Raw genomic sequence first — 15,061 nt, 5'->3', positions numbered from 1 at the left:
GAAAATAAAATATTTTTTTCGATTCACCTCACCACCTTCACTTACGGAGTCCTCTCGAAAGGCATAATAGAAATACTCCCCTAACAATGAAAAAAGCTGATTGCTTCTTAAGAAGCAATCAGCTTTTTTTATATTATAAAATCCCCAAAATTTTATTTACGCAACTTATAATAATAACCATAGATACGGCAACGCACATGACAACCGTATTACGATCTTGCTTTTCTTTTTTTGAAATTTCTTCTTTTGGATTCATGTGTATGATCTCCTTTTTAAAAAAAGTGTGAGATAGGAAATTTTTCTTATCCGATGCGAGGTGAATACGAAAACCCTCTCTATCTCACATACACAATAGAATGGAATTGTCATTTTATAAATAAAATGACATGACGTTATGTCGCAACATAGGGTATTTTGTGTCGCTACGTTTTCTATTATAAAAAATAGTTGTGCAAAACTAGTGCATTTTTTATGTCAATTACTCTGAGCGAAAAATAACTCTTCCACTCAATCACATAAAAAGAGTTTTTTATTATTTTCATGTAAACTATATAAGTAGAATGAACAGTTTGGGGTGCACAAGATTATGGTAAAAATTTTATTAGTAGACGATGAAGAACGTATGTTACGATTATTAGATCTGTTCTTAAGCCCTCGCGGCTATTTTTGCATGAAAGCTACCTCTGGCCTTGAAGCACTAAATTTAATCGAACAAAAAGAATTCGATATTATTTTATTAGATGTTATGATGCCAAGTATGGATGGATGGGATACTTGCTATCAAATCCGTCAAATTTCCAACGTTCCTATCATTATGTTAACAGCTCGCAACCAAAACTACGATATGGTGAAAGGCCTCACGATGGGCGCAGATGATTATATTACAAAACCATTTGATGAGCATGTATTAGTCGCACGAATCGAGGCTATATTACGCCGTACAAAAAAAGATGGTTTTGTTAGTTTCAATGGTATTGAGTGGGATAAAACGAAACATACTGTCACAGTTTATGATGAAAAAATCTCGCTAACTCCTATCGAATTTTCGTTACTCGGACTATTTTTGCAAAATACAAACCGAGCTTATAGCCGAGATGATTTAATCGAAAAAATTTGGGGCTATGAAACAGATATCGAATATAGAACAATTGATTCACACATTCGTAATATCCGTGATAAACTACGCAAAAAAGGATTTCCGATTGAAGATTACCTAGAAACGGTCTATAAAGTCGGATATAAATGGAAAAGTGAATAATTACTTCGGTCAGTGGGAAATCGTATACCACTGACTCTTTATTATGGATAAGGTATGGTGAAAAAATGAGTAAACTTTCCCTTAAAATTGGGACATACTTTTTAATATTAGCTTTATGTATTGAAACAATTGCTTTCGTATCTTTTTATAAAAGCCTTTCAAAAATACGTATTGAAGAGGAAACAGATGCTCTTTTAGAGAAAGGTAATCGCTATAGTAAAAAAATTAAAAGCCGCGAGAGACGGGATGAATATTATAAAGAAATGAAACACGCTGAACATAATAAAAATCCTAAACGTCCTGTGTACCCTGAGTTCGATATTACGAATGAGGCTGCACACTTAGTTGAATCGGAATCAATTTCTAACTCCGATATAGCTATCATTATTACTGACCATAACGGCAAAATTATTTCCACCTCAGAACCCGTAACAAAAGATATGCAAAAACAACTTACTTGTAAAACAGAAACTGTCCCAGACGGCGGGTTGGTCGTTGAAAGGAACTGGAAAAAATCAAAGTTCATCACAACAGTAAGCCCACTTAACACAACAAAGTTTCAAGGAAAGCTATATATGTTATTAAAAACATCTTTCCTAGAAAATATGTTACTTAAACTCATGAACCAATTTCTTATCATTAGCGTTTTAACAATTATTTTAACAACAATTTCTGTCTTTGTTTTTTCACGCGTTATTACAGAACCACTTGTAAAAATGAAGAGAGCGACAGAAAAAATGTCAAAATTAAACAAGCCAATTCAATTAGGTATTAAGCGAAATGATGAACTCGGAAGTTTAGCAAAAACAATTGAAGATTTATCGAGTGAACTTACGTATATGAAAAAAGAGCGCAATGAATTTCTCGCTAGTGTCGCTCATGAACTATTAACTCCATTGACCTATATGAAAGGTTATGCGAAGGTAGCAAAGAGAGACTCTTTAACAAAAGAGGAGCGAGAAGAATACTTACAAATCATTGAGGATGAAACGGATAGTGTAACCGATCTCGTCCAAGATTTATTTATGCTTGTACAATTAGAACAACACCAATTTGTTATAAAAAAACAAAAAGTGCTTCTTCAGCCATTTTTAGAACGAATGGTAGAAAAAACAAAAACAACATTAACAAATAAGCAAATGCAACTTCATGTATATTGCAAAGATGATTTAGAAGTTTGCATAGACGAAAGACGTATGGAACAAGTTATGTTAAATTTATTACACAACGCTTATCAACATTCGCCAGAAAACACATCCATTACGATACGTGTACTCATGGAAACAGATTCTTTTACAATAAGTGTACAAGATGAAGGTGAAGGTATTCCTGAACAAGATATCCCGCATATTTTTGACCGTTTTTATCGTGTTGATAAATCCAGAACACGAGCTACAGGCGGAAAAGGTATCGGGCTAGCTGTTGCAAAAGAAATTGTAGAATTGCATAACGGTTCTATTCTAGTAACAAGCCAATTAGGAGCGGGAACAAACTTTATAATCGATATACCTTTTGAATAATATGCGTGTGAAAACACCAGTAGTAGTAAACACTACTGGTGTTATTTTGTTCATAAAAACAGCTTATATAAGCTAAGCTTTTGAAATTATTCTTATTTCAATATAAAATAAAGATACATTTGTCAAAGATTTGGAGGGTGATATAATTGGATATCCATGTATTAACAAAAGACGAAGCAGAAATTTACTTAGAACTTCGCGTAGAAGGATTAAAGCAAAACCCTGAAGCATTCAGCTCTTCTTATGAAGATATTATTAATAAAGAGTGTGCGATTGAATATAAAGCACAAAAATTAGCACAAGATGAAAACTATACGCTAGGTGCATTTAAAGATGGGAAATTAATCGGGGTTGCAACACTGGAAACGAAACCATATGTAAAACAAGAACATAAAGCTAAAATCGGTTCTGTATATGTTTCTCCAAAAGCACGCGGACTTGGAGCAGGAAAAGCACTTATTAAAGAATGTCTTGAACTTGCTAAATCTTTAGAAGTAGAACAAGTTATGCTTGATGTTGTTGTTGGCAACGATGGAGCAAAAAAACTTTATGAGTCATTAGGTTTTAAAACATTCGGTGTACAAGAACGTTCATTAAAATATAACGGACAATATTGGGACGAAGAGCATATGGTCTTATTCTTAGATGAAAATAAATAATAAAAAACATCCTCATGTTTGGAGGATGTTTTTTACTTTCTTGTAAACCATGCCTTGTGTAATAATTGAATCGCTTTCGCAATTTCTTCCTCTGATGATATCGCAAACCCAAGCAAAACTACATTCTCAGGCGCCGTACCATCTTTATAGTACGTAGACACAGGATATATTTTGATACTATATTTCGCAGCTTCTTGAATTAATTCTTCTTCCCGCATTCCATTATGCACTTTTAATAAAATGTGTAATCCCGAATCTTCTCCTATCACTTCAACACGATTAGAGAAATACTTCTCTATTTCAAAAACAAGTCGATCTCTCTTCTTTCGGTAGACGACACGCATTTTATGAATATGTTTTTCCCAATAGCCTTCATTTAAAAATCTTCTAATCACTTCTTGGTCCATTCTTGAAACACTTTGTGTATAAAATAAATATTGCTGTTGATACTTTTTAATTAATTTCTTCGGCAACACCATATAGCTCATCCGTAGCGATGGCAATAATGCTTTAGATAGCGTCCCCATATAAATAACTTTCCCCTCTGTATCTAATCCTTGCAGCGCCGGTATAGGCTTTCCAGAATAGCGAAATTCACTATCATAATCATCTTCAATAATATACCTGCCCTCTTCTTTCTTTGCCCATTGTAAAAGCTGCATCCTTCTCGTAATAGGCATAATCATTCCATTTGGAAACTGATGGGAAGGTGTAACAAATACAACATTCGCATTGCTATTTTCTAAATCTGCAATACAAATTCCATCTCTATCTAAAGATAACATTTGGACTCTTGCTTCTCCCTGTTCAAAAACAACCATCTTCCTATGATACCCTGGGTTTTCAACTGCATAATTGCTTCCCTTTAACAATTGAAACAATAGTTTCACTAATATTTGTGTTCCCGCTCCTAATACAATTTGACTAGCTGAACAACGCACACCTCTAGATTCATACAAATAATTCGTAATCTCTTCTCTTAAGCTCGCTTCCCCTTGAGGGTGTCCTAGAAAGAGAAGTTCGTTATTATGCGGCTGCCATACTTCATTTACAATTTTCCGATACATATTGAATGGAAAAGCATTTGTATCAATTCCTGTTTGTGTAAAGTCAAATTTATAACTCTTCTCCTGAAACGGTACTTCTTCTATTCTCTCTCCGCTATCCTCTACATGAACCATTTGCTCAATCTTGCATACAAAATAACCTTTTCTCGATATCGGCTCAATATAACCTTCTGCAAGTAATTGTTCGTACGCTGCCTCTACTGTATTTTTACTTACTTGTAAATGTATCGCTAACTTTCGCTTAGCTGGTAATTTCGTAAAAGGGACAATCGATCCATCTTTAATTTCTTTTTTTATATACTCATACAATTGCACATATAATGCCTTTTTACTATTCATATTTAAATTAGGCGTTAATTCTAACATAATATCTGACCCCTTAATAAAACTAAAATCTGATACTTTTTACAGTACCAGAAGTTATATATAATTCCTTTTATCATGTCACACATAAAAAATCAAATACTGGAGAGGAGAAACATGATAATGAACAATGTTAAACGTATCGGACTCATTATGATTATTACAGGGGCTACATTATGGGGATTATCTGGTCCAATGATTCAGTGGCTATTTCAGCATACTAATGTATCCTCAATTGATTTTTTAACAATTCGATTGTTGCTTGCAGGAATATTTATTTTGTCTTTCTTACTTATAAAGAAACAAAACATATTTCAAATTTGGAAACACCCTAGATATTCTATACAACTTATTATTTTCTCTATTCTCGGCATGCTTGGTGCGCAATACGCCTTTATCGAAACGGTTCATATTAGTAATGCAGTCACAGCAACGCTATTTCAATTTCTAGGTCCTGTTCTTATTACCATGTATGTTGCATTTGAACAAAGAAAATTCCCTGCTCCCATGCAACTATTCGCAATTATAGCCGCGCTAATAGGAACATACTTTATTATTACAAATGGCTCAATTGAAAATATTGTTTTATCCAAAGAAGCTATTATTTTTGGACTATTAACAGCAATCGGATTTGCATTTTATACCCTTCATCCGGCTTCTCTCATTAAAGAATGCGGGACAACTGTAGTAATTGGTTGGGGGATGTTAATCGGAGGAATTGTACTACTTATTTATAATCGTTCATTCGGGTGGAATCAATTTTCACAAACTCTTACACTAAAAACCTTTTCTATGCTTATTCTTATCATTATTAGTGGTACCCTTTCTTTCCTTCTATATATCGGTAGTCTTAAATATTTAGCAGCAACAGAAACAAGCATTTTATCTAGCATTGAACCCCTTGTAGCTGCCATCGTTTCAATCACTTGGCTAAATGAATCTTTTGGAACATATCAATTATTAGGCGGCGTATGTATCGTTCTGTCCGTTATTTTTTTGACGATGCCTCAAAAAGAAACCGAACCACCCTATACAACTGAACAAGTATAATGTGAAACTTTAATTAGTTGGGGCTATCTCCCACTAATTATTAACCTACACCAATCGGGCTTTTACGGGATAAAAAATGTCAAAAGAGGTCGTACAAAACTTACGACCTCTTTTTATACTTTAAAGGAATTGTCCCGCCTTCTAGCAAATACAATTACACTAACAATAAAAACTAGGAGTGTGGCACCATGAAAAAAATCGGAACTATGCTACTTCTCTCCTTTCTCATCACTGGATGCACACAAGCACAATCTGATTCAAAAGCATCTAAAACTGAAGCTGTCGCAACGTCATCCACTCAAGTGAACGCACCTTCCTTCTTTCACCTTAGTGTTTTAAAAGATGTAAATTGGGAAGAAGCCCCCTCATTCATAGACGGAAAAATACCTTTAAAAGGCATCGAAGGAAAAATCGCAATGGCTGATAGTCCTATTATCGCAAATGAACAAAATGAAATAATGTGGTACTTTCTAGATTCTGAAATACCAACTGGAAAATTGTCTATTATTGCGCTAAAACAAGGATCTGTAACTCCAACACCAGTACTCTTTCAAAAAGAAACTTCCAAACAAACTTGGACTACTTCAAATACAATCGATTCTACTACAAACGAACTCCCTCTCACTATGTCACTACCTTCATCTGGATTATGGTTATTAAATATATATGTGAATGAAAAATATTATGATCAGTTTGTAATCACTGCTGAGTAAAGTGACAAAAATAAACCACTTTCTTACAACAATGTAATTTCTACATCATGTACTTCGATAGTTGAATTATCTCTCTTCTCTTATACTTAAAGTAAGAAATGAAACGAGGAGAGATGAGAGATGAAAAAAATGATAGAAGTAATCGTAGCAGTAACTGAGGTTTTAGTGAATGGTAAACAAGTTGCAATGGAATTAAATAAATAGTGGAGAAATATAAATAATTCTACACTTCTTCATTATTTTGATTTCTTATCTCAAAAAAGCAGTGCCTTTTAGGCACTGCTTTTAGCTATTAATAACTTGGTATTTTCGTAATTTGCGCCACGCCTGAATCAATAGCTGCTTTCGCTACTGCTTCTGCAACACTTGGAACAACTCTTTTATCTAATGGATTTGGGATTACATAATTCGCATTACGTTCTTCGTCAGTAATGATGTTAGCGATCCCATATGCTGCCGCTAATTTCATCTCTTCTGTAATATCAGTTGCGCGCACATCTAACGCACCGCGGAATATTCCGGGAAACGCCAATACATTATTTACTTGATTCGCATAATCCGAGCGCCCAGTTCCTACTACAGCTGCCCCAGCCTCTAATGCATCCTCAGGGAAGATTTCTGGAATTGGATTCGCCATTGCAAACACGATTGCTTTCTCATTCATCGTCTGCACAAGTTCTTTCGTTAATACGTTAGGAGCAGATACGCCAATAAAAATATCAGCTTGGTGAATCGTTTCTTTTAACGTTCCACGCACATGTTCACGATTTGTCTTTTTTGAAACTTCAATTTGCGCTTCGTTCATCCATGTTTCACCTTCACAAACAATACCTTCTAGGCTAACTAACGTAATGTGCTTTGCACCAGCCTTTAATAATAATTTTCCAATTGCAATTCCTGCCGAGCCCGCACCGTTAATAACGATTTTCACATTATCCATTTGTTTGCTAACAACTTTTAATGCATTAATAACAGCTGCTAAAACGACAATAGCTGTTCCATGTTGATCATCATGAAATACAGGAATATTCGTTTCTTCTTTTAATCGTTTTTCAATTTCAAAACAACGCGGTGCTGCAATATCTTCTAAATTAATCCCTGCAAATGTAGGCTCTAAATTTTTTACAAGGGTAACGATTTCATCTACATCCGTTGTGCCTAAACATAATGGGAAAGCATCTACATTCGCAAATTTCTTAAACAAAATACTTTTTCCTTCCATAACAGGCATAGCCGCTTTTGGTCCAATGTTTCCTAAGCCGAGTACCGCTGTTCCATCTGAAACAACTGCCACCATATTGCCACGTGCTGTATAGTCATACACTGTTTCTTCATCTGCCGCAATTGCTTTACAAGACTCCGCTACACCTGGTGTATACGTCAGGCTTAAATCATACGCTGAATTTACCTCAACTTTACTTGTAATTTCAATTTTCCCTACTAATTCTTTATGCAATAACAATGATCTTTCATTAATTTGATTTGCTAACATACTTATAATCTCCCCTTAATTTGACAAGCTAGCTATATGAATATAGCTAGCTTGTTTGATCATGAAAACATCTTTAATAATATTGTCGCCGTTACAACCATTGCCGCCCCGCCTAAACGAGTCGAAATTTGCGCGAACGGCATTAATTCCATACGATTTGAAGCCGATAAAATAGCAACATCTCCAGTTCCGCCTAAACCGCTATGACATCCAGTTACAATCGCCGATTCAACTGGATACATCTTCATCACTTTCCCTACAAGAAAACCTGATGCTACCATTGTAAGAACAACCGATGCGCACACAACAACATATCCTACTGAAAGAACTGCTGCTACGTCTTTTAACGGAATATACAGCAATCCTAATCCAACCATTAAAGGCCAAGTTAAATTCTTCGAAATAAATTTATATAAATGGAATGCTCCTTGCTCCATTTTTGCTGGCATTAATTTAAAGTATTTCACAAGTGCTGCTGAGAAAATCATAATAATTGCCCCAGGAATACCGATGAACTTAGAAGCAAATCCTCCGAAGATGAAGAACGTACACGCAATTAATAAACCTGCTCCCATTAATGAGAAGTCAATTGGTTTCTCTGTATTTTGTTCTTTTAATAATTCTGCTTGATTGTCTGTTTTCACTAATACACCGTTACCACTAAGCTCCGGTTTCTTTTCACCTAAACGCTTCATATACCCTGCACTTACAATTGCGAACATATTTCCAATAATAGCTGCTGGAATAAGCTGTGATACAAACGTTGCTGATGATTCATTTAAAATATCACTATAAGCTAGCGACAATGGTAAAATCCCTTCCCCGATACCGCCACTCACAATTGGTACGATGATAAAGAAGAATGTCTGCTTCATTTCAAATCCAAATAATGAACCGACCAATAATCCTACTGCTACAGAAGCTAACGTCCCTACTACTAAAGGAATAAACATGCGAACGAAACCTTGTACTAACACTTTACGGTTCATTCCTAAAATACTTCCGACTACTAAACAAGAAATATATAAATATAAAAAGTTCGATTTTTTCATTAACATAGTCGCAGCTTCCATTGAAGCTGGATTCATCCAGTTAAAAAATACAAGTAATGATGGAATAAATAACGAAAGTATTGCTGGACCGCCGATATTTTTTAAAATTGGAATTCTCATCCCAATATCGCCTAAGAAAATCCCCATGATCATAATAACTGCAAATCCACCAATCATATCTGCTGGCAATTTATTATATACAGATGCCCCATAAATAATAGCAGCCAATACTACATATAACGGTAAAGGTATAACACCGATTTTTACATTCATAATTTTAGAAGCGAAAGATTCTCTTTGTACTTCATTTCCTTCAGAAAATGATACCGCTTCCACATTCTTTTGAATTCCCATATGGCACCCCCTCGTTTTCTTAATAACAATATTAAAACGCTTTCAATAGTAAAAATAGTTTTTGTAAGTTTTGTAATTGATTTTGTAATTAAAAAAAGTATAAGCGACTTATATTAAGTCGCTTATACGTAAAACTCTATTTTCTTTTGATCAACACATCTTAATTTACTTACAGGTCTTCCCACATGTTGGTACATCATTTCGTTTTCTAACACCCCAATGTCAGTCAGAAACATTACATATTTTCGAATAGAAACTCTTGAAATTCCAACTAATTGTGCCATTTCATCTGTTGTAAATACTCTTCCATTCAGAGACTCGATCTTCTGCCAAATTAATTGCAACGTTTGCTTCGTTAAACCTTTCGGAAGCTCTTTAGTGACAGTAGGCTCTCTTTTTTCTTTTTGTAAAATTAACGAATCTAATTCCGATTGACTAATTTTTTGTTGTTCTTTCATGAAAGTAAGTTTTTCTCGATATATAGTTAATGCCTCTTTAAATCGTTCAAATGTGAATGGTTTAATTAAATAATCTACTACACCATATTGTAATGCTTTTTTAATACTTCCCATATCATGTACAGCTGAAATCATTATAATATCGATTTCTTTTTCTTGGTTCCGGATATACATTAAAAGCTCAAACCCAGTCTCTTCAGGCATAAAAATATCAAGTAATACTAAATCTACTCGTGATTTCTCTAATATTTCTATCGCCGACTTTACTGAGTTAACTGCTTGAACAAGTTCAAACCCTCCTACTTGCTCTAAATAATGCGTATTTAACATTGCTACCATCGGGTCATCTTCTACAATTAAAACTTTAATCATATTTGCCTCTCATCCCTACCTTTAGGTATTTCAATCGTTATCGTTGTTCCCTTTCCTACTAATGAATGCATATGAATTTCCCCATTTATTCGCTGTATACTTTCTTTTACAAGATACAAACCATAACCGCGGTTATCTCCCTTTGTGGAATAACCTTTCGTAAATAATTCCTCTATTTCTTTTTCTTGTATACCTTTTCCCGTATCTTGTACTGTAATAGTTAGTATATCCCCATGTTGTATCTTAACTTCAACTTGCTTGTTTTCACAATTCGTAACTGCCTCTAATGCATTATCAATTAAATTTCCGACAATCGTAATAAGTTCATGAGTAATACTTTCATCATCTATTTCCGGCATATAAGAATCTTCACTTATAATTAATTTTATATTTTTCTCTCTAGCATAGCTGAGCTTACCTAGTAAAAAACCAGCAAATACTGGACTTTTTATTCTTTTCATAACTCCACCAATTTCATATTGATGCTCTGATACCATGCCGCTTATATACTTCTGTAATTCTTCATACTGTTTCATATGTGTAAGCCCTAATACGACATGCATCTTATTCATAAACTCATGAGATTGTGCCCGTAATGCTTCTGCATATAGTCTAATACCAGTTAGTTCCTCTGCTAGTTTTCTAATCTCTGTTTTATCACGAAATGTTGCAATTGCACCAACTATTTCTCCTTTTACATATAAAGGAACTCGATTCGTCACAATCGTAATTCCGTAAATATTTTGTTCTTCGTTTAATTGTACTTCTCCCGTTTTCAATACTTCTTTTATACGTGAATTTGGCATATACAACTCAACATCTTTACCGATAAAATCTTCTTCAAGTCCGCTTTTTTTAAATAGACGTTTCGCTTCATTATTAATTAACGTTACTCTAGCCTCTTTATCTACAGCAATAATACCTTCCTTTACAGATTGTAGCATCGTATTTCTTTCTTCAAGAATTTTTGCTATCCTGTGCGGCTCAAGACCGAATAAACTTTTCTTTATATGTCTAGCTAGTAATATTGCTCCTATAATTCCGACTAATACCCCAACTCCGACACCAATATAAATGATATGTCTACTTTCCTTAACTCTCTCTTTTACATTATCTGCTGAAATACCAACAGCCACTGCTCCAAGTTGTTCACCTGTTTCAGAAAATATTGGTACAAATACTCGCATGGAAATACCTAAAGTTCCTTCTGCTAACGATACATGTTCTTTTCCTTTCAATGCAGGCCCTTCATCCCCACCAATGAAATGATAACCTATTTTTTGAGGATCTGGATGAGATTTTCTTATTCCATCCATGTCCATAACTACAATAAATTGAACACCTGTGTTTTTTAATATCCTATTTGTATACGTTTGGATTGCAGGAGTATCCGCTTTCCCAACCAAGCCATTGATTACAATTGAATCATTCGCCACAATGTGTGCAATTGTTTTTGCTTTCTCTGCTTGGCTATCCTCCGTCGCCCGTTCTACATTATGACTAATTAATATATCTGTCACAAGTAAAGAAAAAATTACAACTGTACAAACTAACAATGTAATCGTTTTCCACAAATTCCATAGTCTTTTTCTTTTTTTCATCCCGTTAATGACTCCCCTAATTGCTGAATAGAAAAATAAGTAAGGTGATATTATTTTCACCTTACTTATCTGCTGTTATTATACTTTAAATTTACTAGTCATCGCTTGTAGTTCTTCGGCCATCCCAGCTAAGTTTTGCGAAGCTGAACTAATTTCCTCCATTGAATTAACCTGTTCTTCTGTTGAAGCTGCAACACTTTGCATACTAGCTGTATTTTCTTCTGCAGCCGCTGCAATTTCATCAATAGCATTTGTCACTTCATTTGCATCTCCAGCAATTCTCTTCGTTGTTTCTACCATTTGATTAACTTGAGAAACAATATGTGTAGTAGAACTTAAAATTTCCGTAAAACTTACTTTCGTTTTTGTTACAACATCAAGCCCTTGTTGAACTTCTCCATTCACATTATCCATTGCCTTAACAGTATGTTCAATATCCGCCTTAATTTCTGCAATTAAATTTGCAATCTCTCCAGATGACTCTCCTGATTGCTCTGCTAATTTTCTAACCTCATCTGCTACAATAGCAAATCCTCGACCCTGTTCACCTGCTCTTGCTGCTTCAATAGCCGCATTTAAAGCTAATAAGTTCGTTTGAGTAGCTATGTTTTGAATTGCTTCAGAAATAGCTCCTACTTGCTTTGATTTCTCATCAAGAAGTTTAATAATAGCATCTGACTCGGATACCGACCTAGAAATAGACTGCATTTGTTTTGCAGTTTGTTCAACTAAATCTTCTCCCTCTTCAGCTCTTTCTCTCGCATGTAATGAGGAAATAGAAATTGACTCTGCGCTTCCGGTTACATCTTGAATTGCTGTATTTACTTGTTGTAATGTAGCCGCACCTTCTTCAACACCTTGTCTTTGTGATTCAGCCCCACCTGATACTTGTTCCATTGCAATTGTAATTTGATCTGTCGCATCATTTGCTTGCTGTACGCTCGCTGTTAACTCCTCAGCCGATGCCGCGACATGTTCTGCTGAAAAGCTAATTTGGGTAATAACATCTTGTAAAGACGTAGACATTTCATTAAATGAAGTCCCTAATTTCCCTATGTCATCCTTAGAATGGATTGTAATTTTCTCTGTTAAATCTCCCTTACTAATTTTATATGCTGATTCAGCTATTTTTCGTAATGGCCCTGTAATAGACCTTGTAATGAAATAAATTAATACACTACCAAATGCAATAGCGATAGCAATAACAATTAAAGTCTTATAAAACACTGGACTGGCAGCTTGGTTAATTTCTTCATCGAACATAACTCCAACTACTTTCCAGCCTGTTTTTTCATTTGTTGCAAAGATTAAATTCTTTTTATCATCTTGTTCTGTATAAGACACATTTCCTTGTTTATCTTCATAAATTGGTTTAACCCAAGGATCAGTAACTTTCGCACCTGGTTTTCTAGATGGATGACTAACAATTTGCTTATTTTGATCTAAAATAACTGCATAACCTTTTTCACCAATGTTAATCATTTTGGAAATTTTTAAGATGTTATCTAAGTTTAAATTAATTCCTATAACACCTTTACCATCTTTTACTTCTTTCGCAATGGTCACTACCATATTTTTTGTAGATGCTGATTGATATGGTGCAGTAACAATTACTTTCCCTTTATTTTCATGTGCTTCTTTATACCAAGATCTATCTGTTGGATTATACCCATCAGCCATTTGGATAAATGGTTCTCTTATAAACTTTCCCGTCTGCGTTCCAATATAAATACCTTCTACTTCTGGATGAAGCTTTATATATTGTGCTAACTTCGTTCTTACTATTTCTTCCTGTCCATTTGGATATGTATCCTCTGTTAAGATGTCTGCAAAGTACGTCGCATCAACAAATTTCTCTTCTATATTTTGAGAAATAACAGTATTTAAAATCGAAATATTCTCCTTTGCTTTAGCTGTCATTTGATGTTCAAAATTTGTTTTGGCAGTTTGATATGAAACACCACCGATAATAATTCCTGGTATAGTTAAAATAATAAAAAATGAAATGATTAATTTTTTATTGATACTCATACATTTAACCCCGTTAAATATTTTTTGCATAATAAGCCTCCTTTATGTAATGTGGATACTTGTGTCATTTTATACAATTAACATGTATAAAACAATATATAATGATAACATGTAAATTTTTCGTCAATTATGCATTTTTACATATTCACTCCTTAATAAGGATTTTAATCATAAAAATAAGAGAACTTTAGCATTATATATACTAAAGTTCTCTTATTTCTCAACAGCTTCTACTCTAAAAAATTTCTCTTATAATCTTCAATCTCTATCCTTCGCCTTATAGTCATCTTACTAAAACTCTTCCTCCTAATTTATTTGGAGTTCTTTACATAACTAATTGCCTGACTCCCCATTTGCACCCATGCCTGTTCAAAGATTTCTCTCGGCACTTTTACATCTAAGCTATCCTCAAGTGGATCTCGAATATATACAGATTCCTGATCATACCCAATAAGTACAATACAATGTTCATTATACGTAATAGAAACATCTCCACTATTTGTTTTCCATGTAGTAAATTCATCTTCATCTAATGGTGCAAATGTTGCATTTGTGATCATGACTACCGGTTGTCCTGCTTTTACACTCTTATAAATCTCTTCTATATTCCTCCCAGTTAAGTCTACAGCTTTATTAGGTAAATATTTTTCCGCTAACTGAAAAAGTGGCCCATGATATACACCATATCCTGATTCAGAAAATGTATAAATATTACCTACAAATCCTTCATTCGGATTCCCGCGCACACCATCGTCTATAAAATCAACTTTTTTTATTTCATTTGCTAATGTCATCTTATCCACTGAAACACCAGCATATTGTAACATCATCGCTAAACTTGTCACTTCACAGCCTCTATCCAATTCTGGTAACTGCTGAATTAATGGAACATTTGATAAGATGACTTTTTCATCGTTATTACAAAACTCCGTTTCTTTTCCTCTTTGTATATTTGAGAATGTAAACTTCTCTACATACTTTGGAATTCCATTTGTATATACACTCCATATTGCTGCACCTAGTAAAGCTGTACATATATACCACTTCAATTTTCTTATCACTTTCACGCCC

The 15,061-nt window shown here is 34.3% G+C and carries 13 protein-coding genes; 5 read left to right on the top strand and 8 right to left on the bottom strand.

The genetic code is table 11. The features are described 5' to 3' along the window. Nucleotides 1–133 precede the first annotated feature (133 nt). Nucleotides 134–256 carry a hypothetical protein gene (locus tag AXW78_RS35215; RefSeq protein ID WP_001068392.1) on the bottom strand — a complete coding sequence of 41 codons (123 nt, stop codon included), beginning with the start codon at nt 254–256 and terminating at the stop codon, nt 134–136. Nucleotides 257–586: 330 nt separating this feature from the next. On the opposite strand from AXW78_RS35215, the gene AXW78_RS02895 reads away from it, so the two are divergent. From AXW78_RS02895 to AXW78_RS02885, 3 genes are all read left to right on the top strand, one after another. Then, nucleotides 587–1,258 carry a response regulator transcription factor gene (locus AXW78_RS02895; RefSeq protein ID WP_000238960.1) on the top strand — a complete coding sequence of 224 codons (672 nt, stop codon included), beginning with the start codon at nt 587–589 and terminating at the stop codon, nt 1,256–1,258. Between the two features lie 65 nt (nt 1,259–1,323). After that, a complete protein-coding gene (locus AXW78_RS02890) occupies nt 1,324–2,778 on the top strand; it encodes a HAMP domain-containing sensor histidine kinase (protein WP_000041021.1) in 1,455 nt (484 codons plus the stop codon). Between the two features lie 146 nt (nt 2,779–2,924). Then, the gene (locus AXW78_RS02885; protein ID WP_000351212.1) at nt 2,925–3,437 is read left to right on the top strand and encodes a GNAT family N-acetyltransferase; all 513 of its coding nucleotides are present in this window, start codon (nt 2,925–2,927) and stop codon (nt 3,435–3,437) included. A 32-nt stretch (nt 3,438–3,469) separates the two neighbouring features. Here the strand turns inward: AXW78_RS02885 and AXW78_RS02880 are convergent, their stop codons facing one another. Next, a complete protein-coding gene (locus AXW78_RS02880) occupies nt 3,470–4,870 on the bottom strand; it encodes a MocR-like pyridoxine biosynthesis transcription factor PdxR (protein ID WP_061883765.1) in 1,401 nt (466 codons plus the stop codon). 120 nt (nt 4,871–4,990) lie between these two features. On the opposite strand from AXW78_RS02880, the gene AXW78_RS02875 reads away from it, so the two are divergent. Further along, nucleotides 4,991–5,917 carry a DMT family transporter gene (locus AXW78_RS02875; protein ID WP_001067022.1) on the top strand — a complete coding sequence of 309 codons (927 nt, stop codon included), beginning with the start codon at nt 4,991–4,993 and terminating at the stop codon, nt 5,915–5,917. A gap of 188 nt (nt 5,918–6,105) precedes the next feature. Continuing rightward, nucleotides 6,106–6,630: a DUF4871 domain-containing protein gene (locus AXW78_RS02870; RefSeq protein ID WP_000719688.1), complete on the top strand. Its 525-nt coding sequence runs from the start codon at nt 6,106–6,108 to the stop codon at nt 6,628–6,630. Between the two features lie 292 nt (nt 6,631–6,922). Here AXW78_RS02870 and AXW78_RS02865 read toward each other — a convergent pair whose 3' ends face one another. The 6 genes from AXW78_RS02865 to AXW78_RS02840 all read right to left on the bottom strand — a co-directional run bounded on the left by AXW78_RS02865 (nt 6,923) and on the right by AXW78_RS02840 (nt 15,057). Continuing rightward, nucleotides 6,923–8,122: an NAD(P)-dependent malic enzyme gene (locus AXW78_RS02865; RefSeq protein ID WP_000880788.1), complete on the bottom strand. Its 1,200-nt coding sequence runs from the start codon at nt 8,120–8,122 to the stop codon at nt 6,923–6,925. A gap of 59 nt (nt 8,123–8,181) precedes the next feature. Then, the gene (locus AXW78_RS02860; RefSeq protein ID WP_000512725.1) at nt 8,182–9,528 is read right to left on the bottom strand and encodes a 2-hydroxycarboxylate transporter family protein; all 1,347 of its coding nucleotides are present in this window, start codon (nt 9,526–9,528) and stop codon (nt 8,182–8,184) included. 122 nt (nt 9,529–9,650) lie between these two features. Next, nucleotides 9,651–10,358 (bottom strand): response regulator, encoded by a 708-nt coding sequence (locus AXW78_RS02855; RefSeq protein ID WP_000598666.1) that lies wholly within the window; start codon nt 10,356–10,358, stop codon nt 9,651–9,653. Then, on the bottom strand, nt 10,355–11,959 hold the full coding sequence (locus AXW78_RS02850; protein ID WP_000746400.1) for a sensor histidine kinase: 1,605 nt from the start codon (nt 11,957–11,959) through the stop codon (nt 10,355–10,357). The genes AXW78_RS02855 and AXW78_RS02850 overlap by 4 nt, the downstream gene beginning before the upstream one ends. Nucleotides 11,960–12,037: 78 nt before the next feature. Further along, the gene (locus tag AXW78_RS02845; RefSeq protein ID WP_416135241.1) at nt 12,038–13,879 is read right to left on the bottom strand and encodes a methyl-accepting chemotaxis protein; all 1,842 of its coding nucleotides are present in this window, start codon (nt 13,877–13,879) and stop codon (nt 12,038–12,040) included. 422 nt (nt 13,880–14,301) lie between these two features. Beyond that, nucleotides 14,302–15,057: a C39 family peptidase gene (locus AXW78_RS02840; protein ID WP_046946730.1), complete on the bottom strand. Its 756-nt coding sequence runs from the start codon at nt 15,055–15,057 to the stop codon at nt 14,302–14,304. Nucleotides 15,058–15,061: the final 4 nt, after the last annotated feature.

It is taken from the genome of Bacillus thuringiensis, from assembly GCF_001595725.1.
Taxonomy (GTDB): Bacteria; Bacillota; Bacilli; order Bacillales; family Bacillaceae_G; genus Bacillus_A; species Bacillus_A thuringiensis_K.
The sequence above is the reverse complement of the archived record's forward strand: the minus strand, read 5'-3'. Positions and strand labels throughout refer to the sequence as shown.

Excerpts from the sequence above, each read along its gene's own strand:
- AXW78_RS02860 (WP_000512725.1), bottom strand. The coding sequence starts at position 9,528 with ATGGGAATTCAAAAGAATGTGGAAGCGGTATCATTTTCTGAAGGAAAT.
- AXW78_RS02890 (WP_000041021.1), top strand. The coding sequence starts at position 1,324 with ATGAGTAAACTTTCCCTTAAAATTGGGACATACTTTTTAATATTAGCT.
- AXW78_RS02845 (WP_416135241.1), bottom strand. The coding sequence starts at position 13,879 with ATGACAGCTAAAGCAAAGGAGAATATTTCGATTTTAAATACTGTTATT.
- AXW78_RS02880 (WP_061883765.1), bottom strand. The coding sequence starts at position 4,870 with ATGTTAGAATTAACGCCTAATTTAAATATGAATAGTAAAAAGGCATTA.
- AXW78_RS02865 (WP_000880788.1), bottom strand. The coding sequence starts at position 8,122 with ATGTTAGCAAATCAAATTAATGAAAGATCATTGTTATTGCATAAAGAA.
- AXW78_RS02855 (WP_000598666.1), bottom strand. The coding sequence starts at position 10,358 with ATGATTAAAGTTTTAATTGTAGAAGATGACCCGATGGTAGCAATGTTA.
- AXW78_RS02895 (WP_000238960.1), top strand. The coding sequence starts at position 587 with ATGGTAAAAATTTTATTAGTAGACGATGAAGAACGTATGTTACGATTA.
- AXW78_RS02870 (WP_000719688.1), top strand. The coding sequence starts at position 6,106 with ATGAAAAAAATCGGAACTATGCTACTTCTCTCCTTTCTCATCACTGGA.
- AXW78_RS02850 (WP_000746400.1), bottom strand. The coding sequence starts at position 11,959 with ATGAAAAAAAGAAAAAGACTATGGAATTTGTGGAAAACGATTACATTG.
- AXW78_RS02875 (WP_001067022.1), top strand. The coding sequence starts at position 4,991 with ATGAACAATGTTAAACGTATCGGACTCATTATGATTATTACAGGGGCT.
- AXW78_RS35215 (WP_001068392.1), bottom strand. The coding sequence starts at position 256 with ATGAATCCAAAAGAAGAAATTTCAAAAAAAGAAAAGCAAGATCGTAAT.